Raw genomic sequence first — 26,733 nt, 5'->3', positions numbered from 1 at the left:
GTTAAAGTCCCCTATCTTTTATATATTTATTTGCAAGTTTATAAACTTGATTTATATGTTTATTAGAAATATCCCAAGTTTTAAGTTCTTCTATTATGAGAGAAGTATGTTTTTTACTTATATCTCTTAATGCATTTCCTACAGATTTTCTAACATATTCACTTTCATCTTCTTTAAGTTCTGAAAGTAAATCTACTGCTACCTTTGGATGGTCCCTAAAATAATCTCTTCCTGTCCATATCCTTAATCCTTCAGTAACAGTCCTTCTAACATTTGCTCTATCACTTTTAAGCCAATCTTTAATTACAGGTAATATTTTTTCATATCCTACACAAGAGCAATATTTATCAAAGGCCTTTGCCAATATCTCTTGAACTCTCCAGTTTTCATCTAAGCTTACTTCCTCTTTTAGTAATACCAAGGCCTCATTTTTCTTCCAAGCAATTTCTCCAAAAATAAAAACTCCAAGTTCCCTAACTTGATAAATTTCTGATAAATAAAACTCTTTTCCAAGGTTAAAACTCTCTTCAATAGTATTGTTCTTAACTAAAACAAGAGCTTCTTTTTTAATTTCCTTAAACCCATTTTCAACTGTTTTTACTCTATCTAGTATCTCCTCATACATGCTTATCCCTTCTTTACATTTATTAGTTTTATATAATGATTAATTAAATCCTGACCATAATTATTTAAAATAGATCCATCTTTAGTAAATAAATCCCCATTAGTTAAATAATAATGGATTAATCCTACCCATGAATTAAATAACAAATGTATAGGTGTATCTATTATCTTTCCTTTAGCTATTTCTCTCTTTAATACTTCCCCAATATGGAAAGATATACTGGATTGAATTATTATATATATATTACTAGCACTTTCAGGCAGCAATCTTCTTTCTATTATGAGCCTTGTATAAAACTTTTCAAATTCCATAAGTCCATTTATGTGGGCTTTTAGAATCTCTTCTAAGCTGCTATTTACATCAATGAGCTCTTGAAGTTTTGAAACAATCCTATCCCCAACCTCTTCAATAACAGTCACTAATAACTCCTCTTGAGTTTTAAAGTGAGAAAAAATTGTTCCGTGGGATACACCTGCTTCTTTTGATATATCTATGGTTTTAGTATCTAATATTCCATTATCACCAAATAGTTTTATGGCTACCTCTATTAATTTCTTTCTAGTTAATTCTTTCTGCACATTTCTTTTATTTTCTTTCATATGTTTCTTCCTTTAATTTAATTGAGTGTTTACTCATTGAGTTACAACTTAATAATATTCTTATAATTATTTTTTGTCAATAAAAAGTATCTAGAAAATTTTCTAGATACTTTTGGGAATCTATCCTATTGGAATATATGTAGCTTTTTCTCTTGTTTTTGAGAAAAAATTATCTACTGTTTCTATCCACTTTTTAAAGTGCTCAGTTTCTAAATGAGACGACATGCCTTTTTCTGACTTATATACTTCATAAAGCAAAAACTTAGTTTCATCTTCATCACTTTGAAAAAAGTCAAAACTTATTACTTCTTCTTCCTTTAAAGAATTTCTCTGATTCTCTAAAGTGGCCTTAATAAAGTCTTCTCTGTTTTCCTTCTTAACATATAGAGTTACACTTTTTATTATCACTTTTGCTTCTCCTTATAGTTCCATGCTCATTCTAATCATATCAACACACTCTATACCATTTTCTATGATTTTTTCTTCATAATGCTTTTTGAAAAAATCTTTATCAACTCCAGTTATTCTAAAACCACATTTTTGATAAAAAGCTAACTGAGTTATACTTGAATTTCCTGTGCCAACTTCCAAGGTCTTTACTCCTTGCATTTTTGCTTTATCAATTGCATCATATATTAACAATTTACCTATTCCTTTTCCTTGATACTCATCGCAAATCGAAATATTTACAAGCTCCAAGGTAGATGGTCTAGTTTTAATAAGTACATACGCACCTATAATACTGTTACCAATAAAACCACCATAAACATCACCTCTAGTTGTATATTCCTCTATTACTTCCATAGACGGATCTGCTAACAAAAGTAAATCATAAGGAATTTCCTTTTTATTTTCAATTTTTCTAATCTCAATTTTCTCCATTTGTCCCCCTTACTCCAATAAAAGTTCATAGAACTTCATTAGATTCCTTTTAATCTTACTACTATAGAATACCATGATCTTATTACATTTGATTATTAAAATTCGATGTGGTATTCTTAAAAATAATATACAAATTTGACTTAAGGAGTAGCAAATATGGAAAGTATTTATAAAAATTATTCACCACTAGCTAAACTTGAAAATGAAGATGAAGTTAATAAATATTGGTTTATATTTTTCAATAACAAGCTCTTAGTAGAACTCATTAACGATAAAGTAAGTATTCCCTCTACCAAAACCCTAGAAGAATTAAATCTTTATATTGTTAGAAAACAATATCTTGGAACTCTTTTGGGAAAACCTTCTTATTCAGTAGAAGTTGATTTAGAAGAATCCCCTAAAGAAAACATGCACTTTAAGGAACTACGATCTTTATATAATGACTTATATGAAGATATCTTTCTTTTAGCTGGGAAAGCTTATCAAATTGTTACTTGGGATAAAACTCATCAATATTGTGGTTGTTGCGGAAGTACTACTATAACGATCAAAGAAGAATATGCAAAAAAGTGTACAAACTGCGGATTTATAAACTATCCAAGAATATCACCTGCAGTAATAACAGCTGTATTAAAAGATGGTAAAATCCTTTTAGCTCACAACAAATCTTTTAAAGGAAATATGCACAGCCTTATAGCAGGCTTTGTAGAACCTGGAGAAACTCTTGAAGAAGCAGCCAAAAGAGAAATCCAAGAAGAGGTTGGAATACAGGTTAAAAACGTGAAATACTGGGGAAGTCAACCCTGGCCATTTCCTAATTCATTAATGGTTGGGTTTACTGCCGAATATGAAAGCGGAGAAATAGTTGAGGATGGAACTGAAATTCTTTCAGCAGACTGGTTTGATATTGATAACCTACCTGAACTGCCAACTAGAGTGAGTATAGCAAGAAAAATAATAGATTCATATATAGAAAAAAATAAAGCCTAGTTATTCTAGACTTTATTTTTTAATTTAAATTATCCACAAAACATGTCCTATTTCTTCCTAAATTTTTTGCTTCATACAAAGCCTTATCTGCATCATTTATAAATTCTGATATAGTATGTTGATTATTGGGAACCATCGTTGTTACTCCTAAGCTTAAGGTCACATTTTTAGATATAGGAGAAGACTCATGGGGAATATCAAGATTTATTATATTTTTTCTTATCTCTTCAGCTATAATTTCTGCACCTTCTTTATGTGTCTCAGGCAATATTATAACAAACTCTTCTCCACCATACCTAGCTGAAAGATTCAAAGTCCTTTTTGCACTTTTAGATAGTTCTTTTGCGACTGCCTTTAAGCAGTCATCACCTTTAATATGTCCATAGTTATCGTTGTATAATTTAAAGTAATCAATGTCCATCATTATTAAGGACAGTGGTTTACTTGAGTCTAAGCAATTATTCCAGCTCATTTCTATATATGAATCAAAATTTCTTCTGTTTGATATTCCTGTTAATCCATCTGTGTAAGATAAATTTTCTAAATTAAAATTTGCTGCCTTAAGTTCAGATAATTCTTTTATCTTAATCTCTAGCAAGGTTTTTTGTTGTTCAATTATTTTGTTTTGATTATAAAGCTCTATAAAAAACTTCACCTTACTTTGTAATACCACTGGTTCAATAGGCTTAAAGAGATAATCAACAGCACCTACCTCATACCCCTTAAATATACACTTCTTTTCTTTGCTTATTGCAGTTACAAATATTATAGGAGTAAATCGAGTTCTTGAATTACTTCTCATTAGTTCAGCTATTTCAAATCCATCCATTTCAGGCATCTGAACATCTAATAAAACTAAAGCAAAATTATAATCAAACATCAAGCTTAGTGCTTCATTTCCAGAAGTAGCTTTTATAATATTGCATTCCATATTATAAAGTATGCTCTCTAATACCAACAAGTTTTCTGGTCTATCATCCACAATTAATATATCTATGTAATTTTTTCTGCTCACATTAAACTCCTCTAATAGTAATTTTATAAAATTATAAACCTAAAATTGTTCTTCTATATCTCTTTTGAAATATCTTTTCTTTCATTACAAAATCATTAAACATTTCTGCATTTTTAGAAAACTTTATATTTTCCTTAGAACCTAAACATAAAAACCCACCACTTATTAAGCTGTCTGCAAAAAGCTTAGTGACCTTGTCCTGCAAATCCTTACTAAAATATATTAATACATTTCTGCAGACTATAACGTGCATCTCTCCAAAAACTCCATCTGTAACAAGATTATGGTCTGCAAAAGTAACCTTCTCTCTCAAACTTTTATCAAACACAACAAAATCATTGCTTGCCAAATAATAGTTTGAAAGAGTTGATGACCCTCCAGCTTTTTGATAATTATAGCTATACTCCTTTATTCTCTCAAGTGGATAGATACCTTCTTTTGCCTTTTTTAAAACAACCTTATTAAAATCTGTTGCATATATTTGAGCTCTATCATATAAACCCTCTTCTTTTAGAAGAATAGCCATAGAATAAACCTCTTCTCCAGTTGAACATCCAGCATGCCAAATTCTAATAAAAGGATAAGTCTTAAGTACTGGTATAATCTTGTCTCTAAAACTTTTAAAAAAGCTTGGATCACGATACATTTCAGTTACATTTATAGAGAAATCACTTAATATTGTGTTTATAAACTTTTTATCATATATAACTTTGTGTTGAAGTTCACTTATGTTTTTTAAATCTTCCATAGTCATTCTATGAACAATTCTTCGTTTTATATGGGCTGGAGAATAACCCCTAAAATCATAACCGTATTTCTTATATATTGTTTCAAGTAATAAAGTTATCTCCAAATCTTCATTCTCAATTTTTTCTTTTAATTCCTCATTACTCATTTATACAACCACACCCTTAATAGAGAAATAAGTCTAGGAACGTCTATAGGTTTAGTTAAATAGTCATCTGCTCCTACTTCAATACACTTTTGCCTATCTTCTTTCATTGATTTTGCTGTAACTGCTATTATAGGTGTTTTTGTAAATTTTGAATCTTTTCTAATTTCTTTAATTGCTAAATATCCGTCCATGTCAGGCATCATTATATCCATTAAAATTAAATCAATATTACCTTCTTCATTAAGTTTTTTTATTCCTTCACTTCCGCTTCTTCCAACTACTACCTTAAGACCTTTTTCTTCTAATACGCTAGTAAGTGCAAATACATTTCTCATATCATCATCTACTATTAGAATTTTTTTATTCTTAAAACCATCTTCTTCTGCAGCTGATTGCATTTCATCTATTTCTATATTTTTCATTTCTATATCAGTTTCTTGAAGGAATAAACTAACTTCAGAAACTAATCTTTCGCTAGAACGAGCACCCTTTATAATAATACTTTCAGTATACCTTTGTAACTTTTCTTCTTCATCTCTTGTTAATTGTTTTCCTGTATATATTATTATAGGAAAGTTTATAAGTTCTCTTTGCTTTAGTTCTAATAAGAAGTCTAAAGCTTTCATGTCCATTAATTCATAATCTAATATCATGCAGTCAAAGTTTTCATTTTCCAATAGTTCTAATGACTTTATACCACTTTTTACAGTTGTTATAAGTATATCTTTACCTTCTAATATTTGTTCTATATTCGAGTTTTTTTCTGATTCTACAATCAAAAGTTTTTTAAACTCATATTTTAAACTATCCACTTCTTTTTCTTCTGCGTTCTTACTTACTTGAGTATTAACTTCACTATGAGTTTTAACCCTTTTTGCTTCAAAAGTCAAAGTAAAGGTGCTTCCAATGCCTTCATAACTCTTTACAGTTATTTCTCCATTCATAAGTTTTGCAAACTCTCTTGATATAGATAATCCTAGTCCAGTTCCACCATATTTTCTGCTTGTACTTCCATCTGATTGTTTAAATGCCTCAAATATAAGTTCCGTTTTATCTGACGCAATTCCTATTCCTGTATCTTTTACAGCTATATCTATATAGTAATTATACTCATCAGACTTTTTAGTTTTGCTTGAAGTTATAGAGTAAGTAACTCCACCTTTATGAGTAAACTTAAATGCATTAGATAAAAGATTGTTCGATATCTGCTGAAGTCTTTGATAGTCTGCCATTATTTCTAACTCTAATCCATCTTCTACTTCAACATCAAAGTATAAACCTTTTTTCTCTGCAAATGGAGCAAAAGATTGTTTCACATATTTCACCAAGTCTGTTAAACTGATAACTTCTAAGTTCAACTCTAACTTACCTGCTTCAACTTTAGAGATATCTAATATATCATTTATAAGTTTTAACAAGTCTTCACCAGATGAGTTTATAGTGTTTGCAAACTCAAGTTGTTTTTCAGATAATGTACCATTTTCTTTATTCTCTGCAATCATTTGTGAAAGTACTATTATGCTATTTAATGGAGTTCTAAGTTCATGGGACATGTTAGCTAAAAACTCCGACTTATATTTACTTGCAAGTTCTAAAGCATTAGCTTTTTCCTCTATTTCTTTTTGGGCTTTTGTTAAATTTTCATTTTTTGCTGTTATATCTTTTTTCTGAAGTTCTAAACCATTAGTTCTCTCCTCAAGTTCTTCATTTAAAACTCTAAGTTCTTCTTGCTGCCTTTGCATATAAGCTTCGGACTCTTTTAAAGCCTTAGTTTGTTGTTCTAACTCTTCATTATTTTGTCTTAACTCTTCTTGCTGAGTTTGTAGTTCTTCTGACTGTTCTAAAGTTTTTCTTAAAAGCTCTTTAAGTTTGTTTTGAGCTTCTGCAGAGTTTACAGCTATTGCAACTCCATTACTTACTTGTTCAATAAACTCTAACTGTTTATCACTAAACTCGTCAAAAGTACCAAGTTCAATTATACAAACTACTTCATTATTATCTAAGCAAGGAACAACTAAAATGTTTTTAGGGACTGCTTCACCTAGTCCGGTATTTATGTATACATAGTCCTCTGGTATATTACTAATTGTCATACTTTGCTTTTCTAAAGCAGCTTGACCTATTATACCTTCTCCAAGTTTAACTATGTTAGAAAGATTTTTACGTTTTTTATATGCATAACTTCCAACTAACTTAAAGTTGCCGTCTTCTGTTTTAACATATATAGCTCCTATTTTTGCATCAACATATTTACTTATATAATTAATTACTTTGTTGGCTAATACTGGTATATTAACCTCTCCATTTATATTTTCGGTAAGTTCTGCATGTCCTGACTTAATCCAATTTTGATTTCTATTTTCTGTCATTATTTCCGTTAGTTTAAACATAAAAGTATTAAAATACTTAGCCATAGCCCCAAGTTCATCTTTTGAATCTGCATTTAATCTAACATTTAAATCTGCATCTCCTTCAGATATTCTTTTAAAAGTTTCTGTTACTGTAGTTACAGGTTCTACAACCATTCTTGCCAAGAAGAAACCTATAAGTACTGAAACAAAAATTACTGCAACAGCTCCAACTAAAATTACATATACGGTTAACTTTTGAGTAGCTTCAAGATTGCTTTTTCTAGTTTCCAATATACTAACTTCTTTATCAGCAATCTCCTTTAAAGAACTCCTCATATCGTCCATATAGCTCTTAGCAACACCTTTTTGAGCTTCTTTAACTAATTCTTCAAGTTTTAAGTTTCCAGTATTAACTTGCTTTCTTGCTTCAATTATGTTGCCATTTTGATAGTCAATCCATAAGTCTAAGTCACTTCTTAATTTACTTATTCTTGTTTGTTGTAATGTATTATCACTTGTATAACTACTTAACTCTTCAATCTCACTATAGACACTACTCTTTCCAGTATTAAAGGGTTCTAAAAAATCCTCCATACCAGTAAAAGCAAACCCTCTTGCTCCAGTTTCCATATTTAATAAACTAATTAAAATCTGATCCGATTTTCTTATTATATTGTAACTCTCAACATTTGAATCAATTGCCTTACTTTGTCCATTAAAATTAATGTAAATATAACTTAGTAGTCCAAGTACACATACAACTACTAATCCAAGTGCAAATGATAATTTTTGAGCAATGTTAAAATTCTTTAAGAACATATAATTCTCCTAAATCAAATTATTTTTATCTTATATAAAAGTTATTTTAGCATACGACAAATTATTACACAATCAAATAATATTAATTAAAATTTTTATCTAAATCCATTAAAAAAATTGAATATAAAGTTTAATTTAACAATAAAAACCACTAAAAATCCATTTGACTTTTGGTGGTTTTATGTCCATTATTTTATAATATTATCAAAATCCCAATTACACATTTTTTCATTAAAAACTTTATGCATATATTGACTTGATTCTTTCTCTAAAGGTAACCATTTATTTTAATATGTGCATATACTCTTTAGCATCCTTACCTTCAACTAAAAAGCTTTGACCCTTTGAACAAAATACTGAGGTAGATGTATACTCAATGTCAGCATTTTTGTTATATCCTATTTTTTCAATTACCTCTTCTTCATTATGGCACACATCATAACCATCAAATATTAAGTTAAGCTTACCTTTTCCTTTTGTAATTGCAACAAACTCAATGTTATAGTTCATAAAAGTTGCTACTGGTCCTCTTCCTAGTATTATCACTTTATCAAGGTTTATATCAGGAGCTTCAAAAGTACTATTTAACCTTTGTATATCTGATAATATTTTCCCCATATAATCTAAATGCGCTTCTATCTTAAATCTATAATAAGGCTCAAGTATAATGTTTTTTGTGCTTTCTAATCCTTGTCTTAAAGCTCTTAAGGTAGCTTCTCTAAAATCTCCACCTTCTGTATGTTTATTGTGTGCTCTTCCAGTAAGTAAAGTTACCTTTATATCCGTTATAGGTGAACCTGTCAGTATTCCCCTATGTTCTTTTTCGAATATATGTACCTTTACTAAGTTTTGATTTCCTACTGTCATATCATCTGCATGACACTTATTTTCAAACTTTATTCCTTCATTTCTTTTTAAAGGTTCTAACTTTAAGTGAACTTCTGCATAATGTTTCAATGGTTCAAAGTGTCCATATCCTACTGTTTCTTCTACTATTGTTTCTTTATAAAGAATTTCACAAGGACCAAACTCAACCTTTAAATCAAATCTCTCTTCCAAAACTTGTTTCAATATTTCTAGTTGAATTACTCCCATTATATGAAGTTGAATTTCTTGTAGTTTTTCATCCCAAACTATATTAAGTGATGGATCTTCTGCTTCTAAGATTTTAAACTTATTTAAAACTTCTTTAATGTTTAGTTTTTTATCAAATATAACTTTAGACTTTAATGTAGGTACCATCTCATAATAAGCATTATCTACTAAAGTCCCAATTCCTTCACCTGTTTTAAAACTACTAATACCAGTTACCCCAAAGATATCTCCAGCATGAACTTCATCAACAGTTTTAAACTTACTTCCACTATAAACTCTTATCTGGCTTACTTTTTCGTAAGTTTCTACATCTTTAGTTTTAAACTCGTCTCTTACCTTTAAAGTTCCACTTAAAACTTTTAAGAAAGTTACTCTACTACCTTGTTCATCATACTTAATCTTGTAAACTAGTGCGCTTAACTCTTCATCTTTGTCATACTCTGTATAAGTTAGTAAGTCAAACTTGGTTAAAAACTCTTCAACTCCTACATCTTGTAGTGCAGACCCAGTTAAACATGGATAAACTTTGTTTTCTTTTATAAGTTTCTTTAAAGAACTTAACCACAACTTCTCATCATACTCACCATCTAGATACTTTTCTAATAGGTTTTCATCTCTTTCTGCTACAAACTCTGCTAACTCTTCACTTATACTGTTATCTTCAAACTCTTTTGATATTAAAAGAACATCTTCTGTTAGATTAGTTTTGATTTCATTTAATACTCTATCAATATCTGCAGTTTCTCTATCCATTTTATTTATAAAAAAGAAAACTGGTACTTTATTTTTTCTAAGAAGCTCCCAAACAGTTTCAGTATGAGCTTGTATTCCATCAACTCCGCTGATAATTAATATGGCATAATCCATAACCTTTATGGCTCTCTCCATTTCCTGGGAAATATCGATATGACCTGGAGTATCTATAAGATAATATGTAGATTCATTGTAGTTAAAAACAGCTTGATCTGAAAAAATTGTTATTCCTCTATCTTTTTCTATATTGTGACTATCTAAAAAGGAGCTTTTATGATCAACTCTTCCTCTATTTTTTATGCTTTTTGAGTGAAAAAGTATCTGCTCAGAAAAAGTAGTCTTTCCTGCATCTACATGGGCTAATATTCCTATTGTTTTCTTCATGTATTTTTCTTCCTAACTTTCTTCTGTATTTAATGTCCTTACTTTTAGATAAGTAGTATTCCCTTTTGTCCAATTTTTTAGATTTATTAATCTCTCCCCATTATCACCATGATCTTTACTATTATAGGCTCCAACTAATTTATCACATGGTACTTTAGAACATTCCCCACAATGATTGTAGTTCTTATCAATTGAACATTCTGCAACTAAGCAATTACCCCAAAATGGTTTTCCATTACATCTTTGACAACCTGGACAATTAGTTTTCTCTTTCCAATCACATACTCCACAGTATGTACCACATCTTCCTACTAAGTTTTTATCCATATTACAATCACCTTTTCCCTAACTCATAGTCTGATTTAAAAATGCAATAATACCAAATAATAACTTGTTTATTAAGTGCCTCCATAATTTCATCTACTTTAAATCTATACTTAAATCCACACTTTTCATTAACTCGTCTTGAGTTAGTATTATAGTCAAAGTGTCCACACCATATTAAGTCTAACTCTAGTTCATTAAATCCATACTCAATAAGGCACTTAACAGCTTCTGGAACAATTCCTCTTCCCCAGTACTTGGGATTAAGAACATATCCTACTTCTCTTTGATTTAAGTGCACCGAAGTTTCATCTGGCTTTCTATCATGAAGTCCAATTCCACCTATAACCTTATTTTCTTCTTTTAAAACAATAGCATAGTTTTCTCCACTTTCAATAAATATTTTAATTATCTCTTTACTTTCTTCTTCACTTTTATGTGGTTCCCATCCAGCATTAGGTCCAACTAATGGACTTTTGGCATACTCATATAAATCTTTACTATCACTTTCTTTCCACTGTCTCAATATCAATCTATCGGTTTCTAAAGATTTCAATTTACTCCCTCCATGTTAAGTTTTAAATTCTTAATATAATTAAATAGCTTAGGCTGAATCACTGGATAAGTTAACTCCTTCGGCATTGTTTCAAAAAATTTAACTTGTGAAATCTCATAGTCAGGTAACTTACCTATTGTTTCAACTTCTGCATATAATAGTTGTCCAAAAGTTTCACCATCATCTTTTTTTTACAGAGTATATACATACTGGAACTATAGAGTATTTTTTTGCACCAGTTTCTTCAAATAGTTCTCTTCTTGCCGTAAACATAATATCTTCATCTTTTATAGAATTAAGTTCATAAAATTTTACTTCCATCATATTACGCTCTCCCTTATATGTTATGCTTTAATACATGCAGCCACTACTGATACAATAAACACTATAGAGTCAACTAAAACTGAATTTCCTATAATCAAGCTTATAAAAATATACATAGTGCTTATTCCGAAACATATTCTAAAGCTTCTAAATAACTTTTTCCCAATACTTTTTCGTTCTTCTGAAGTCATATTACAAGCAGTCTCATAATCATAACTCGTTATCCAATACACTCTTTCCTTTTTGTATATTATATAACTAATAATAATTAAGCAAAAATTCATGATGAGAAACATTAGCTTTATAGATACTGATGAACTTAATTTAAAATAATTATTTGTGAAAATTGGTAATAAAATAGAGCCCATCATTATTATAAAAATTATAATAAACTACTTATAGGTTTTCTTTTCATAATAATCACTATTCATTCTCATATCCCCCATATATTAATATAAAAAGTATATCATATATACCATTTTATAACAATTTAACAAATAAAAAAGCCATTGTTTGCTTAACAACAGCTTCTACATATATTAATATCCTACTTTTTCTTTATACCAATTAGGCTTAAAGCTTTTAAATCCATCATAAACATCATAAAGTTCTTCTGCATTTTTTATCATGTAATTAACTTCTTCTTCTCCAAAAGGAATAGCCCAATATATCGACCCTATTGCATTTGTAACCATATAAACAAGAAGCAATCTAAAAAATTCATCTGGAACATCATTATTAAAATAGCCATGTATCTGACCTATCATAAAAGGAATACTAACTTGCCAAGTAAATATGCTCCTATTAAATTCCTCCCAAGGATCACCATAGTCACTTCTGTTAAAATCAATAACTCCAAGTTCTCCTTCTTCTGATATCACTAGATTACCTAAATGAAAATCTCCATGATGAAAGGTTTGTGGTCTATTTTTTAAATAGCATATACTTTCTTCAAGAATCTTTATGTATTTAAAATCCTCAGGTATCTTTATTGAGCAATTCTTATAACCTTCTATCTTTTTTCTTATTTTAAGCCCATACCGTAAAGCCCAATCTTCTACATCTTCATTAAAAGGAATAGAATGAATCTTACTTAAGATTTCCCCTGCTTTTACTCCAAGCTCATACTGAGATTTCTCACTAAAGCTATTAATTACATCTACACAATCACTTCCTGAAACCCAGCTAAGAAGCATATATGAATTTTTACTTTCATTACAAACTCCAAATTCTATTGGTCTTTGCATATTTATCCCAGTAGTTTCAACCAACTTCATGAAATTAAACTCTTTAAGTTTATTCTCATAACTTGAATACTCAAACAGCTTAAGTAAAAACTTCTCTCCATTTTTATCCTCTATAAAAAACTTTTTATCTTCTGAAAAACCTTTTAAAACAGGTTCTACTTTTATCCAATCCTTGTACATAGGAATATCTTTTATAGCTCTTAAATCTTCCATCACTTCTCCTAGTTAAACTAAACTTTTAATATCATTCCATTTTCTATATCTTTAAACCCGTACTGATTGTATAATTTCCTTCCAATTTCAGTTGCATTTAACATTATAAATTGTGCATGATTAGTTTTTGATATCTCAATTAACTTCTCAAGTATTGTGCTACCTATCTTCATTCTCCTATATTCTTCTTTTACATACATACTTGTTATATATGCATTTTTCCCTGATATATTTGAAAGAGAAGGTACAGATTCATAAAAGAACACTATTCCAGTTCCAACAATACTATTTTCATCTTCTGCTAAAATAGTAACACATTCTTTAGTTAATATCTTACTTTCAAAGTACCCTTTAATATTTTCATATACTTTTTCAAAAGCTTCATGTGATTTGTCAAGACCTATAAACTCAGCTCTAAGCCTTACTAAACTATCTATATCGCTTTTCTCTGCTAACCTATAGTTAATCATATCTTACGCACCTATCTAAGTTTCTTTACAAAATTTATCCCATCTTTCCACTGTCCATTTATTTCTACTACATTTTTCACTCTATCTAAAAACTCAAACCCATTTTTTATTAATACTATTTGAGAACCTACATTGTCTACAGCTGTTCCAGCTTCTATCATATGTAGATTGTGTACTTTATACGCATATTCCAAAATAAGTTCTACTGCTTTTTTACCATACCCTTTTCCTTGATATTTCTCAGCTATCCTATACCCGAGTTCAGCTTTATTGATATCTCCTCTTACTACAGATACAAGATTTATTCTCCCAATAAGATTCTCAAACTCATCAAATATCAAATACATGTACACTAACTCATCTTTTTGCTCCTCAACTAGCTCCTTTTGTATCTTTCTAAAATTGTTTATATCATAATACTCACTTCCTCTTGATGGCAAAATCTTTTCAAAAAAATCTCTGTTCTCAACTTCAAATTTATAAAGCTCATCTGTATGAGATTCTTCAAGTAATCTTAATTTAATATTCATGTTGCCACCTCTAATTACTAATCAAATATTGTAAAAGAGTTAGGATCAATATATGCCTTATAACACATCTCAATCTGCTCTTTTGTATTTCTTCCAGTAGACAACTCTGGTAAGTCATCTACTTTAAAAAGCCCACTTTCCTCTGTTTCTATGTTAGGGACAAATTCTCCCCCTACTAATTTGCAAAGTACAAATATCTTATAGATTCCATAAGGACTAACTTCATCTATATGTTTGCTTCTATCTAATACCGCAATTAATCTTTCTGCAATTACGTTTAAACCTGCCTCTTCTTTGACTTCTTTAACAGCATTTTCTTTAACTGATAAATTTGATTCAGCCCATCCTCCAGGCATAGACCAACGTCCATCAATACTCTCCTTAACTAACAAAATCTCATTCCCTACAAAAATAGCTGCTCTTATATCAACTTTAGGCGTTTGATATCCAGTTTCATTACAAAACAATTCCTTAATCTTCTCACTGCTTGTTTCTGTGTATTCCTCTAAGATCTCAACTGATATATCCCTTATTTGATAAAATCTCTCTACATCATACTTATCCTTCGAATATTCTAATCCAGCTTGAGCTATAGACTGAAGTCTTTTAGCCCAATCAAGCCATCTTGGTTCCATAGGTATCCTCCTCAATTCCGTTTATCCCTTAATACTACTATTGTACCATATTTGTCCTTATATTTTTTAACAAAAAAGAGAAACACAAACGGCTTCTCTTTTATATATTAATTAATTTTATTTCTAAAATAATTATTAGTTATAATTTTCTTCCCTATATTATAGGATTCCATTAGATGATTATATTCTTCATCATCTTTTACTTCTCCTTTTATTTCATTGCCCTTTATTATAGTTGCATTTCGAGAAGTATTTACAAGTATTCTTCCCATAACACTATCTCTATAATATTTATCATCTATACCTAATAAGTAACTAATTGTAGGCATTATGTCAGTTTGTCCGCCATAACTATCAAATCTCTTTCCTTCTATTCCTTCAGAATAAATAATTAATGGTATTCTTTTATCATATTCCTGCCACCAATCTCCCTCTAAAGGCATATCTTGTATATCTTTATTGTAATATTTATGTACTCCAGAATGGTCCCCATATATTACAAGTACTGAATTCTTCATAAGACCAGACTTCTCTAAAAGATCTATAAACATGGCTATTTGTTTATCAGTATAATGAACACTTTGAAAATAACCACCTAAATAGTTTTTATCAATTTCTTCTGGTAATTCAAGTTCTCTATATTTTTCAGCTATATCGAAAGGTCCATGACTTGATAATGTAGGCAATACTGCATAAAATGGCTGAGGTAATTTAGTTAGTTTTTCATGAAATTGGGTTAAAAAACTTCTATCTGATAACCCAAACCCTGCATATTCATCAACATTATATTTACTTATATCCCACTTTTCATTAAATTTTAGCCCCATATTATGAGCTTTACCCCAATTCCAATCTTGCCCTTTTTCTGCATGTGTTGATACAGTATAATATCCATTTTTCTTAAGTACCACTGGAAGAGAATTATATTCTACTTCTGGATTAGTTAAAAAAGTTATGCTCTCTCCTAAAGGAAACACAGAGGTATTCACCATCATATCGCAGTCTATACTATTTCCTCCATTATTTTGTTCAAATATATTGTTAAAATAGTAAGACTTATTAATAAGTTTGTTTAAGTTTGGTGTAATTTCTTGATCATACACTTTTTGATTAAGTACAAAGTTTTCTAGAGACTCTATTTGAAGAAATATAATGTTTTTACCTTTAAATTTACTTTTATATTCATTATCTACTATATCCTCTTTATTATCTCTTAACCAGACCTCTATATCTTTTATATCACTTTCACTAGTTTTGTTTTTTATTTTTTCTATAGTATTATCTATCTCATATATATGGTATGCTATTGGACCTAAGTTTCCCATCATCATTCTTGGAGCCCAATCCACTTTAAATAACTTTTGTTCACCCTTTGTAACATCTTTTATATCTATTAAAATATGATAGGAATATATAACTATTAATGAACTAATTAACACTATAATCCCTTTTTTTATCTCTCTAGGTTCATAAACCTTTGTCTTTTTCTTATATAGTGAAATAATAATTATTAAAATATCAATCCAAAACAATATATCTATAGGGCTTGGATTAATTAAACTTGAATTAAAAGAATTAAATAACCCACTATAGAAAAATCCTTGCAACCCCATAAAATCATTATTGCCTCTATAATACCAAAGGTCTAATGTAAGTAGAGCACTATATACCATATTGCTTACTAAAACATATATAACTCTATTTTTAAAAAAATAACCTAATGAAAGTATTAATATTATAAATGAAGAGAAAAAAGGTATTAATATTATCCCTTGAATACTATATATGTTAAATGCTACTATTAAGATCAAAAATAGAATAGTTTTCATCATCATATTTACAAACATTTTAACACCAAAATGCTTATTTATAAATTTAGCTAGCTTTTTCATCTTCTTTACCTCTAATTATTAAACTTTCATCTTGAGTTATACTTCTAGTATCCTTAAAACTTGCTGAAAATAATACTACTACCCAAGAGATTATAAATCCATATCTTTCTTGAGTTTCAGATATTAAATATAATAATACAAATCCCCCAAATAAAATAAAAAAGAAATTTATCTTTTTACTAGTAATATAATTATACATTATAAGAGATTTTAAAACTCCAATTAACATTGTCATATAAATTAAGTTTATAAAAATATTGATCTCTGGTATAGAATCCTTCATAAAAATACTTATACGAGTATCACTTGCATCTACAATAGACCATCCTGATGCACCAAAATCTCCAGATCCCCATTGACTAGCTAATTTAACCATATAGTGTCCAATAGTTTTATGTATAGGCGTATTTTTAAACCTGTTAACTATTATTGATTTTGAAACTTCCTTTATTTTTTCAGCATCGTAATTCTGCTCTTCTGGAACTTTAGCATCTTCCTCATTCCACCTGCCGTGAAACTCAACATTGGTTCCTTTTAGAATTGATGTAATTGAAGGTTCTTTTGAGTTCCATAAATGAGTTTCTGTAATTTCAAAAAACAGAAGGCTTTGGCTAATTATAAATATCAAAATCCAATAACTTAAAAATATTACTGGAAATGATTTGATAGATTTTTTGATGCCTTTATATACTAACGTGTATACTAAAAAGGCTAATAGGAATACAGCTCCTACCATTCTAAACATATTTGCTACGGATAGAGCTAGTCCACACATTAAATAATACTTAATCCCATTTTTTTCTCTTAATCCTCTTAAAAACATGTAGATACCTAATAGATAAAATGGCATGGCAATATTTTCTGACATAGTTTCAGAAGTGTACATAATAAAAGCAGGGAATGAACCCAATATCATAGCTCCAATTATCGCATTTTTTCTTTCACTAACTTCTTTAATTGTTAAATACAAGAAGTAAACGGACAGCGTTCCCCATATTACATTTAAAAACTTTATTATAATTAATGGATTTTCTGTGATATGGTAAAATATCGAAAAATATAAAACTGTTATAGTATCATGGGCAAATCTTGCGAAATAAGCATAATCTTTAAACCCATAATAACTTCCATTTGCTACTTCCTCGGCATAGCTATACATTAAACCAAAATCTGATGTTGGTTCAGTTGGAATAAATATTATCCATAATAAACGTAAAATAAAAGCTCCCAATAAAACATAAACTATACTCTTTTTATTATTTAAGTCTATTAATAAATTAAATTTACTCTTGTACCTCATATACATTATTAAGCATACAATATACACAATTATTATTACTGCGCCCGAAGATTTACTCATTTTATAATAATGTCTCACCAAACCTGTTGACATTAATAATGCAAAAAATAAAACTACTGCAATTCCGTAGTTTAAAAACTTGTTAAAATATTTGTTAAACATAACTACCTCCTATGTTGCATATTATCCATTTTTGTCATACATTAACTCATTTATAATATCACTTCCAAAGCCTATGTTAACATAAATTTCAATATTTGTACATATTAACGGTATTTAATCATAATTTTTACATAAAATCCTTTTTTATTTATGTATTTTTGCGATATTCAATAACATAGAATTTATTTGTTTATATTATATTAACTTTCTATTTTCTATATTGCTTTTGTAAATTTAACAGTATACAATTCACTTGTGCACTTCTAATAATTGCATAAATATTTATTATGTAAGGAGGATTATCATGTTACTTTACGCTATAATTTCTATTACTTCAGCTCTTATTTTTTATACTATTGGAGTTTGGAGCGAAAAAATCCAAGGTGAGCTAAAGAAATGGCACTTAGTTGTTTTTTGGATAGGTCTATGTTTTGATACTCTTGGTACAACTCTCATGAGTAAAATAGCTGGAGATGGATTTCAACTTAATTTTCATGGAATCACAGGATTAATTGCAATTGTTTTAATGTTATTCCATGCTCTTTGGGCTACATTTGTATTAGTAAAAAATGATGTTAAAGCTAAAGTTAATTTTCATAAATTCAGTATAATTGTTTGGATAATTTGGTTAATACCTTTTATATCAGGAATGATTATTGGAATGTCAAAATAGAGAAGTAGTGAAGAAGCTTAAAAGTTCTTCACTACTTCTCAAAATACTCCACTATTTCTCTACCACTTCTCAAATTTCTCAACTACTACTTTTTCTTAAACTTTGTAATTTTTCTGCAAAACTCATATTATCACCTCAACTAAAAACTACCCCATTACAGTTTTTATCTCTATACATTTCACTTTACATCCTGTCAACTCTAGGTTGCAATTAACCTATTCCATTTTATAGAATGAATTTATTTATTAGATAAATAATTGCTACACTTAACAAAACTATTGCCGTGGAAAGTAATATTATTTTCACTATTCTATATTTAAATAGTTTTGATATAAAGTATGCTACACCTTCAAATACAATTTCAAAGAGAAACTCAAATATAAAATCTAACATTTCAAATCAGCTCCAGCCATCCTTCTTACTCTTTTATAAAACTATACCATATATTTGAATTAATAATAATTACTAACTTCTTAATTTTACTAAATATATAAGTCATAAGAATATTTTTCCTATATTTGTCCATAATTCAAATAATAATCAATGTAAGGATATGATAAATTAATGCAAAATAAATCTTTATCTAAAAATCTTCATACTAATTTACAAGTTATTAAAGACCTATTTAAAAATGACAGTACTCTAAAAATAAGAATATTTCAAAATGAATCTTTAGGATTTATAGAGGGCTGTATCATTCATATAGATGGAATGGTGGACAACAAATTTGTAAGTGAAAATGTAATAAGCCCTTTTTTAAAATCAGATTTCTCAAATTACAGTGGTTCTGATATATTTAAAATATTTAAAAATCAAATTGTTACTTCAAATGAATTAGAAGAATGTAATAGTCTTGATTCTATAGTTGATTCCATTTTAGAAGGCGATACTGTATTTCTATTAAATAATTCTAAATATGCTTTAATCATAGGTTCTAAAAATTTTCAAACAAGATCAGTAACAGAGCCAACTTCTGAAAAAGTTTTAAGAGGTCCAAGGGAGGGATTCACTGAGTGCCTTCTTACTAATATATCTTTAATAAGAAGAAAGATTAAGAATCCAAATTTAAAGTTTCAATTTAGGGAAATTGGTGAAGAAACCAATACTAGGGTTTGCATATGTCACATAGAAGGAATAGCCTCAAATAAAATTTTAAATGAACTTATAAAACGACTTGATTCTATATCAATTAACAGTGTGTTAGATTCTCAATATATTCAAGAAATTATAGATGACCTACCATTATCGCCCTTTGAAACTATAAACAGCACTGAAAGACCTGATGCAGTAGCAGGAAAGTTACTTGAGGGAAGAATTGCTGTTTTTGTAGATGGTAGTCCTTTTGTTTTAACATTACCTTTTTTATTTATTGAATATTTTCAAGTTGATGAAGATTATTATAACAACTTTGTATTTATGTCTTTCAATAGATTGTTAAGAGTTTTAGGTTTTATTCTATCCATAAGTATTCCAGCAATCTATTTATCTTTTGTAACTTATAATCAAGAAATGATACCTACACCTTTATTAATAAGTATTTCTGCTGCAAGATTAGGAGTGCCTTTTCCAACTGTTGTTGAGTCTTTTATTATGCTGATAGTTTTTGAAATTCTTAGAGAAGCTGGTGAAAGAATACCTAATAACATGGGTCAGGCAGTAAGCATAGTTGGTGGTCTTGTTCTTGGTCAAGCAGCCGTAGAAGCTAGAATAGTTAGTGCTCCTATGGTTATAGTTGTAGGATTAACCGGTATATGTGGACTTCTAAATATCCGAGTAAAAGGAGCTACTATATTTTTAAGATTCTTTTATTTAATATTATCATCATTATTTGGCATGTATGGATATATAATCGGACTTATATCTACGCTTATATACTTAATGAGCATATACTCTTTTGGAGTTCCTTATATGACTAGGGTTGGTTCAATAAAATTTCAAAACATAAGAGATTCAGTTGTTAGAGCTCCTTGGTGGTATATGGGCGTAAAACAATATATTATTGGTTCAAAATTAAGTATGAAAAATAAAAGGAAAACAGGTTATGGCGATGAAAATAAATAAAAAAATCTATATTTTGTTGCTCTTTATTTTTATTTCTACTAACTTAAGCAGCTGCCGGAATTATAGAGAAATAAACGATATGTCCATAGTTTCTGGCGTTGCCATTGATAAAGGTGGTGCTGATGGAAAATACGAAGTTACAGTTGAATTAATTGATATACAACAAGGGAAGGACATAAATATGCACTCCAAATATATAACCCTTTCTGGTAATACTATGTTCGAAATTAGTAGAAACATGATCTCTCTTATTGGAAAAAAATTATATTGGAGTCACTCAAAAAGCATAATTATTAGTGAAGATATCGCACGAGATGGAATTTCTGGAATACTTGATTGGTATAGTAGAGATGCTGAAACTAGAACAGATGCTTATATATTAGTCTCAAAAGAAAATACAGCTAAGGAAATTTTAAAATCAAAGCCAGTAACAGAAAATTATACATCTTTTGAATTATCAAAACTTCTAAAAAACGAAAAAACCTTATCCAATGTTCCTGTAGTAGACTTATGGGGTATACTTGATACATTTGCACAAGATGGCTTAAGCACATGGCTTCCAACAGTAAAAATAAATAAAAACAATGATGATAATATTCTTCAAGTAGATGGTTCTGCAATTTTTTCTAAAGATAAACTTATAGGTTGTATTGATGAGAATTCTACAAAAAGCATATTGTTTGCTAAAGATAAGGTTAAGGGAGGACTACTGGTTTTAGATAAAGAAAGTGAATCCCCTATTACTTTTGAGATATTCAAAAATAAAACTACAATAAAGCCAAGTATTGAGAATGGAAATTTACAGTTTAATATATATACCGATACAATTGTAAGTTTGGATGAAATACAATCCGATTATGAATTTTATACTGAAGAGGGTAAAAGTGAATTGGAGAATGAATTATCTGATATGCTTCAAAAGTCTATCTATTCTTCAATAAAAAGAATTCAATCTGAATATGGTGCTGATATTTTAGGTTTTGGTGCAAAACTATATGAAAATAATCCAGCTACTTGGAATGATGTAAAAGATGATTGGGATAAAACATTTAAAACGTTGACTATATCAGTTAATTCAAAAGTTAATATAAAAAATAGTGCAGTTACATCTAAACCAATAAAAGTAGGTGATTAAGTGTTAATAGTAATTTTTTCAGCTTATATACTGATATTTTTAAATGATCAACTTCCTCTTTATAAGCAAGGACTTAAAAAAGACTTTTATCTTAGCACAGTTATATTAACCTTCTCCTTAATTATATCGGTTTTAATAACCCTAAGAATAAAAATTCCTAGTCCATCTAGACCATTAGAACAACTAGTTAAATTAATTGTTGAAAGGATTTAATAATGAATAAAGAAACAATTTCTGATAGCCAAGGGTTTAGTATAGTAACCTTATTTTTCTTGGGGAGTATTGCAATATTAGGAACTGCTAGCGAGGCGAAAAATGACAGTTGGATTTCTATATTAATTGCTATTGTACTCTCTATTCCTGTAATATTTATTTATGCTAGAATTTTATCTCTTTTCCCAGGAAAAGATTTTTTTGATATATTAACTATAGTGTTTGGTAAATGGCTAGGAAACTTTTTTTGTATAATATACACTTGGTACTTCTTTCATTTGGGAACTTTAGTTTTACGTAACTTTGGAGACTTTATGAATACTCTTGCCTTTCCAGAAACTCCATCTATAGTTTCTATCTTGTTCATAAATGTATTATGTATATTAAGTGCCAAATACGGTATCGAAGTCCTTGGCAGAAGTTCTAAAGTTCTTTTAATCATATGTGTAATTGTATTGTTAATCATTCAAGTTTTATCCATCCCACAATCACATTTTAATTATATTAAACCAATCTTAGGTAATGGATTACTGCCTGTACTTAAAGGTGCTTTTTCAGCTTTCACCTTTCCATTTGCAGAATCTATAGTTTTTTTAGGAGTTTTTAGTTCTTTAAAGAAAAAAAATTCCCCTTACAAAATACTATTCTCAGCTTTATTAATAGGTGGTGTTATAATTTCTATAGTCCAGATAAGAAATATAGTTCTCATAGGTAATAACGTATTATCCTCACTATATTTCCCTTCTTATATTGCTGTAGGAAGAATTCATATAGGGGACTTTTTTGAGCGAATGGAAGTAACAGTATCTATTGTTTTAGTTGCTTCAATATTTGTTAAAATAAGCGTATGCTTAATAGCTACCTGTAAAGGGATAAGTAAACTTTTTAATACTAAAAGCTATAAATCCATAGTTATTCCAATCAGTTTATTAATGAGCTATTTTGCATATTTTATTTTTGATAGTACAATGGAAATGCTTAATTGGGTTACTGTAGTATATAAATTTTACGTAATTCCTTTTCAAATAATTATACCTATTATTACAATCATCTTTATTGAAATAAAACGTAAAAAAGGCATATTAAAAACAACTTAGTAGCAAGTAATCTCTATAACAAATTAGGTTATAGAGATTACTTTTAATTATCTGTAAATTTCAGCTCACTTATTACTATTTCTTCATTTGGATTTGGTATAGGCAAGGTCTGAGCCCCTAATGATTGGTTTGGCCTTGGTACTGGCATGTCCTTTACTCTTCCGTCTGTATTATCTATAACTTCTAAAATATTATTATCTTTTCCTTCATCTTGAGTTTCGTAAGACTTATAAGTTATTCTTGATTTTATTTTAGATTCCTCATTAGTTGGTTTTAATATTAAAAAGGATAAGCAAAAAATCATAAACGTCATAAGTAAATATCTTATTGCCCTTTTCACTAAAACCATCTCCTTTTACTTTTTTCTTTATATACATATTACATAATATATTTCTATATTCCTATTTTATTATTTTAATATGTTTTCTTGCTCTATAATTAAAAAATAAAATACTTCCTATCAAAATCCAAGTAGCCATCATAATAACTATTCTATTTGATATAAAGATGCAAGCTACCCCAATAAGAAGACTGCATAAGCTGGCTGAAATACTTTGCCAAATCATAACATTATTAAGCTTTCCTTCATCTATAATCTCATATTTTTCTCTTCTAAGTCCATTTATAGCTTTAGGCATGTTCTTCCTATTCTTAAAAACAAAAATCCCGCCTAAAAAAGCTACTAATACAAATATTATTCCTGCAATTTGATAGTTCATAAAAAGCCCCCCAATTTTATTATTTTATATATTATAGCATATATGTCTTTATTCTTTAAATAACAATTACGGGGCTTTTATAGGTATTATTAATTTTCTTAACATTTAAGGTTTATAATAAACAAAGTTTCTCTTCTTCAATTACTTTTTTGTCTATTCTCGGAAATAAAATTTCAAACTCACCAATTTCTTTTCCACCTTCAATATTTAATATATTCCAAGATGATTGAAGCTCTTCTGTTGAAAACCAACTCTTTATCTTCTCAGAAGACTCTGGTAAAAATGGATGAAGTAAATTAGCTATATTTATTATTGAAAACAAACAATTATATATACTTTCTTCACACTTTTCTTTATCTTCATCTATAGTTATCCAAGGGGTTTCCTCATCAAAGTACTTATTAATACTTCTTATAAAGTCAAAAATTCTCCCTATAGCAACTTTTATTTCTCCTTTTTCTATACTATCACCTATATTTTTGTATAGATTTTTTATTTTAGTTTCTATGGAGTCATTTAGTTTTCCATTAGGTATTTTATTCTCTAAATACTTTTTAACAAATACTAAGGTTCTATTTACTAGATTTCCATAAGCTCCTAAAAGTTCACTATTATTACTGTTTACAAATTCTCTCCAAGAAAAATCAGAATCTCTTTTTTCAGGTGAATTTATAAAGAAAAAATATCTTAAAGTATCTGACTTATATCTATCAATTATATCAGGTGCCCATACCGCCCAATTATTACTTGTAGAAATCTTTTTACCTTCTAATGTCATGTATTCACTAGAAATTATCCTATCTGGAAGTTTCTCATAACCTATACCTTTTATTAATGCAGGTAATATAATAGAATGAAAAGGAATATTGTCTTTCCCATGGATATAGTAGGCAAGTGCTTCATCATTCCAGAATTTATCCCAGTCTTCCCCACCTTCTTCTCCCCATTTTTTACTTGCCGTAAAATACCCCAGCACTGCATCAATCCATACATAAACTTTTTTATCTTCATAGCCTTCTATAGGAATATCTATTCCCAATGATAAATCTCTTGAAATTGCTTTATCTTTTAATCCTTCATTTAGATATCTCAATGTGTTATTTATTGCGTTTAATCTCCAGTTTTCTTTTGCATTTTCTAGATTAGCTTTAATATCATCTTGAAACTTTGACAAAGCAAAATATAGCTGTTTTGTATTTTTAATTATAGGTTCATTAGAGCATAACTTACATTTTCTATTTAATAATTCAATAGGCTCTAATAAACTTCCACAACTATCACACTGATCTCCTCTTGCTTTACTTCCACATTTAGGGCATATTCCTTCCACATATCTATCAGGCAAAAATTGATTACACTTTTCACAATATATTTGCTCCACTTTTTTTTCATATATATAAACCTTATTATAGAGTACCTTTATAATATTCTGAACCTCATTTTTGTGAAATTTATCATCAGTTCTTGAATAATAGTCATAAGAGAATTTCAGCTTATCAAAACAATTTTTAAATTCCTCATGATATCTGTCTGCTATATCACGTCCCTCTACACCTTCTTTTTTGGCTCTAATTGCTATAGGTGTTCCATGGCAATCGCTACCTGAAACATATAAAACCTTATCGCCCTTCGCTCTATAGTACCTTGCTAAAACATCTCCTGGTAATAGTGCCGCAATATGGCCTATATGCAAAGATCCATTAGCGTATGGCCATGCTCCTCCAATAAAAATATTTTTCATCTTTAACTCCTCCTTTAAATTACAAAATAAAAAACTCCCACTCCTAAGAAATTAATTCTTAGGAACGAGAGTAAAAACTTCGTGTTACCATCCTATTTCATTTATAAGTCACCTTATAAATCTCCTCAAGTACGTCAATTAAGCTTGATTATACTCTATCACTATAACGGGTGAACCCGTTGCAGCCTTAAATTCTAAAAGAAATCTCGGTGCACTACTCCAAGGCCATTTTCCTTTTAATATCCTTCGCTTCTTCTCACCAAATAGAAACTCTCTGTAAAAGTATTTTTAAAAGTACTTTCCTTTTCTTTGCATTTAAATAAATTATACACTTAAACATATCATAGTCAATAGTCTATTAAAATATATCATAAAGTTTCTCTTCATTATTGACTTTATTAACTATAAGTAACTTAAGAGGAGATTTTTTATCACTCCTGTCATGACCTAAAAAACATAATGTGTTATCATCAATTTCTCCATAATAACTTCCAAACTCCATAGGACTATACTTTTCGCTATATTTTCTATAAACATCATAGTCCCCTTCTTTAATACCTACATATCTATCTTCAAACTCCCTATTATCAACTATATCCAACTTATCTTTTTCAATATCATATAAATATGTATTCTTGTTTTTTATTTCAGCGCCACTATCAGCAGTGTTAAACATTATAATTTTTGAACCAGTATTATCTACTCCATAAAAAGTGGTCTCTGAACCTTGGATATGATTCATATCTATATCTTTTAGGTCTAAAGCCCTAGAGATTTCTTGTTTTTCTAAATCATAAACCATAATTCCAACAGCACCACGAAGAATTGCTTTATCTTTAGAAACATAAATTAAATCTGTAAATGAGCCTCCGTACTCACCTTTTTTAATCTCCTCTATAATTTCATCCATATTCTTGTTAGTTTTTGCTGCTTCGTTATTTCTACACCCAACAAACACACTAATAATTATAAAAATAACTGTTAGTAAACTAAGCTTTTTTTTATTCCTCATATTCCACCTACCCTTTATTAA

At 29.0% G+C, this 26,733-nt stretch carries 28 protein-coding genes and 1 other annotated feature; of the genes, 6 read left to right on the top strand and 22 right to left on the bottom strand.

Annotation, left to right across the window (positions count from 1 at the left end):
- Position 1: 1 nt before the first annotated feature.
- The 4 genes from B3N22_RS15640 to B3N22_RS15625 form a co-directional block, all read right to left on the bottom strand.
- Complete coding sequence (locus tag B3N22_RS15640; RefSeq protein ID WP_286908612.1) at positions 2-625, bottom strand: DNA alkylation repair protein; 624 nt, start codon at positions 623-625, stop codon at positions 2-4.
- A 2-nt stretch (positions 626-627) separates the two neighbouring features.
- The gene (locus B3N22_RS15635; protein WP_286908610.1) at positions 628-1,224 is read right to left on the bottom strand and encodes a TetR/AcrR family transcriptional regulator; all 597 of its coding nucleotides are present in this window, start codon (positions 1,222-1,224) and stop codon (positions 628-630) included.
- 120 nt (positions 1,225-1,344) lie between these two features.
- Positions 1,345-1,632, bottom strand: a complete 288-nt coding sequence (locus tag B3N22_RS15630; protein WP_286908608.1) for a putative quinol monooxygenase — start codon at positions 1,630-1,632, stop codon at positions 1,345-1,347.
- Between the two features lie 12 nt (positions 1,633-1,644).
- Positions 1,645-2,106, bottom strand: a complete 462-nt coding sequence (locus tag B3N22_RS15625; protein WP_286908607.1) for a GNAT family N-acetyltransferase — start codon at positions 2,104-2,106, stop codon at positions 1,645-1,647.
- A 156-nt stretch (positions 2,107-2,262) separates the two neighbouring features.
- Here B3N22_RS15625 and nudC point away from each other — a divergent pair, with 156 nt between their 5' ends.
- Positions 2,263-3,096 (top strand): NAD(+) diphosphatase, encoded by an 834-nt coding sequence (nudC, locus tag B3N22_RS15620; protein ID WP_238902416.1) that lies wholly within the window; start codon positions 2,263-2,265, stop codon positions 3,094-3,096.
- 19 nt (positions 3,097-3,115) lie between these two features.
- On the opposite strand, the gene B3N22_RS15615 is transcribed toward nudC, so the two are convergent.
- The 14 genes from B3N22_RS15615 to B3N22_RS15550 form a co-directional block, all read right to left on the bottom strand.
- Entirely contained in the window at positions 3,116-4,111 is a 996-nt protein-coding gene (locus tag B3N22_RS15615) for a diguanylate cyclase domain-containing protein (RefSeq protein WP_286908605.1), read from the bottom strand.
- A 31-nt stretch (positions 4,112-4,142) separates the two neighbouring features.
- Positions 4,143-5,006, bottom strand: a complete 864-nt coding sequence (locus B3N22_RS15610) for a CheR family methyltransferase (RefSeq protein WP_286908603.1) — start codon at positions 5,004-5,006, stop codon at positions 4,143-4,145.
- Entirely contained in the window at positions 5,003-8,176 is a 3,174-nt protein-coding gene (locus B3N22_RS15605) for a response regulator (RefSeq protein WP_286908601.1), read from the bottom strand. Before B3N22_RS15605 ends, B3N22_RS15610 begins: the two co-directional genes overlap by 4 nt.
- A gap of 282 nt (positions 8,177-8,458) precedes the next feature.
- A complete protein-coding gene (locus B3N22_RS15600) occupies positions 8,459-10,408 on the bottom strand; it encodes a GTP-binding protein (protein ID WP_286908599.1) in 1,950 nt (649 codons plus the stop codon).
- A 12-nt stretch (positions 10,409-10,420) separates the two neighbouring features.
- Positions 10,421-10,735, bottom strand: a complete 315-nt coding sequence (locus B3N22_RS15595; RefSeq protein WP_286908597.1) for a DUF3795 domain-containing protein — start codon at positions 10,733-10,735, stop codon at positions 10,421-10,423.
- A 7-nt stretch (positions 10,736-10,742) separates the two neighbouring features.
- On the bottom strand, positions 10,743-11,288 hold the full coding sequence (locus B3N22_RS15590; protein WP_286908595.1) for a GNAT family N-acetyltransferase: 546 nt from the start codon (positions 11,286-11,288) through the stop codon (positions 10,743-10,745).
- A 180-nt stretch (positions 11,289-11,468) separates the two neighbouring features.
- Complete coding sequence (locus tag B3N22_RS15585; protein WP_286908593.1) at positions 11,469-11,612, bottom strand: NUDIX hydrolase; 144 nt, start codon at positions 11,610-11,612, stop codon at positions 11,469-11,471.
- 20 nt (positions 11,613-11,632) lie between these two features.
- Positions 11,633-11,845, bottom strand: coding sequence for a hypothetical protein (locus tag B3N22_RS15580; protein WP_286908591.1), 213 nt, complete (start codon positions 11,843-11,845; stop codon positions 11,633-11,635).
- Between the two features lie 306 nt (positions 11,846-12,151).
- Positions 12,152-13,072, bottom strand: a complete 921-nt coding sequence (locus tag B3N22_RS15575; RefSeq protein WP_286908589.1) for an aminoglycoside phosphotransferase family protein — start codon at positions 13,070-13,072, stop codon at positions 12,152-12,154.
- Positions 13,073-13,089: 17 nt separating this feature from the next.
- Positions 13,090-13,542: a GNAT family N-acetyltransferase gene (locus B3N22_RS15570; RefSeq protein WP_286908588.1), complete on the bottom strand. Its 453-nt coding sequence runs from the start codon at positions 13,540-13,542 to the stop codon at positions 13,090-13,092.
- A gap of 11 nt (positions 13,543-13,553) precedes the next feature.
- Positions 13,554-14,072 carry a GNAT family N-acetyltransferase gene (locus B3N22_RS15565; RefSeq protein ID WP_286908586.1) on the bottom strand — a complete coding sequence of 173 codons (519 nt, stop codon included), beginning with the start codon at positions 14,070-14,072 and terminating at the stop codon, positions 13,554-13,556.
- Positions 14,073-14,089: 17 nt separating this feature from the next.
- Complete coding sequence (locus tag B3N22_RS15560; protein WP_238902425.1) at positions 14,090-14,707, bottom strand: NUDIX hydrolase N-terminal domain-containing protein; 618 nt, start codon at positions 14,705-14,707, stop codon at positions 14,090-14,092.
- Positions 14,708-14,814: 107 nt separating this feature from the next.
- Complete coding sequence (locus B3N22_RS15555; protein ID WP_286908584.1) at positions 14,815-16,599, bottom strand: LTA synthase family protein; 1,785 nt, start codon at positions 16,597-16,599, stop codon at positions 14,815-14,817.
- Positions 16,583-18,061, bottom strand: a complete 1,479-nt coding sequence (locus B3N22_RS15550) for a glycosyltransferase family 39 protein (protein WP_286908582.1) — start codon at positions 18,059-18,061, stop codon at positions 16,583-16,585. The genes B3N22_RS15555 and B3N22_RS15550 overlap by 17 nt, the downstream gene beginning before the upstream one ends.
- A 304-nt stretch (positions 18,062-18,365) precedes the next feature.
- Here B3N22_RS15550 and B3N22_RS15545 point away from each other — a divergent pair, with 304 nt between their 5' ends.
- The 5 genes from B3N22_RS15545 to B3N22_RS15525 all read left to right on the top strand — a co-directional run bounded on the left by B3N22_RS15545 (position 18,366) and on the right by B3N22_RS15525 (position 23,240).
- Positions 18,366-18,734, top strand: coding sequence for an HsmA family protein (locus tag B3N22_RS15545; protein ID WP_073022435.1), 369 nt, complete (start codon positions 18,366-18,368; stop codon positions 18,732-18,734).
- 564 nt (positions 18,735-19,298) lie between these two features.
- Positions 19,299-20,795 carry a spore germination protein gene (locus B3N22_RS15540; protein WP_286908579.1) on the top strand — a complete coding sequence of 499 codons (1,497 nt, stop codon included), beginning with the start codon at positions 19,299-19,301 and terminating at the stop codon, positions 20,793-20,795.
- The gene (locus B3N22_RS15535; RefSeq protein WP_286908577.1) at positions 20,776-21,930 is read left to right on the top strand and encodes a Ger(x)C family spore germination protein; all 1,155 of its coding nucleotides are present in this window, start codon (positions 20,776-20,778) and stop codon (positions 21,928-21,930) included. Before B3N22_RS15540 ends, B3N22_RS15535 begins: the two co-directional genes overlap by 20 nt.
- Complete coding sequence (locus B3N22_RS15530) at positions 21,931-22,143, top strand: hypothetical protein (RefSeq protein ID WP_286908576.1); 213 nt, start codon at positions 21,931-21,933, stop codon at positions 22,141-22,143.
- A gap of 2 nt (positions 22,144-22,145) precedes the next feature.
- On the top strand, positions 22,146-23,240 hold the full coding sequence (locus B3N22_RS15525; protein ID WP_286908574.1) for a GerAB/ArcD/ProY family transporter: 1,095 nt from the start codon (positions 22,146-22,148) through the stop codon (positions 23,238-23,240).
- A 43-nt stretch (positions 23,241-23,283) separates the two neighbouring features.
- Here the strand turns inward: B3N22_RS15525 and B3N22_RS15520 are convergent, their stop codons facing one another.
- The 4 genes from B3N22_RS15520 to B3N22_RS15505 form a co-directional block, all read right to left on the bottom strand.
- Entirely contained in the window at positions 23,284-23,580 is a 297-nt protein-coding gene (locus tag B3N22_RS15520; RefSeq protein WP_286908572.1) for a hypothetical protein, read from the bottom strand.
- 61 nt (positions 23,581-23,641) lie between these two features.
- Complete coding sequence (locus tag B3N22_RS15515; RefSeq protein WP_286908571.1) at positions 23,642-23,959, bottom strand: hypothetical protein; 318 nt, start codon at positions 23,957-23,959, stop codon at positions 23,642-23,644.
- A 112-nt stretch (positions 23,960-24,071) separates the two neighbouring features.
- A complete protein-coding gene (gene metG, locus B3N22_RS15510; protein WP_286908569.1) occupies positions 24,072-25,700 on the bottom strand; it encodes a methionine--tRNA ligase in 1,629 nt (542 codons plus the stop codon).
- 57 nt (positions 25,701-25,757) lie between these two features.
- Positions 25,758-26,019 (bottom strand) — a binding site (T-box leader).
- 39 nt (positions 26,020-26,058) lie between these two features.
- Positions 26,059-26,712: a hypothetical protein gene (locus tag B3N22_RS15505; protein WP_286908567.1), complete on the bottom strand. Its 654-nt coding sequence runs from the start codon at positions 26,710-26,712 to the stop codon at positions 26,059-26,061.
- Between the last annotated feature and the right edge of the window lie 21 nt (positions 26,713-26,733).

Origin of the sequence: Clostridium sp. UBA1652, assembly GCF_002320975.1 — a bacterium.
Lineage (GTDB): Bacteria > Bacillota > Clostridia > Clostridiales > Clostridiaceae > Clostridium_T > Clostridium_T intestinale.
The sequence above is the reverse complement of the archived record's forward strand: the minus strand, read 5'-3'. Positions and strand labels throughout refer to the sequence as shown.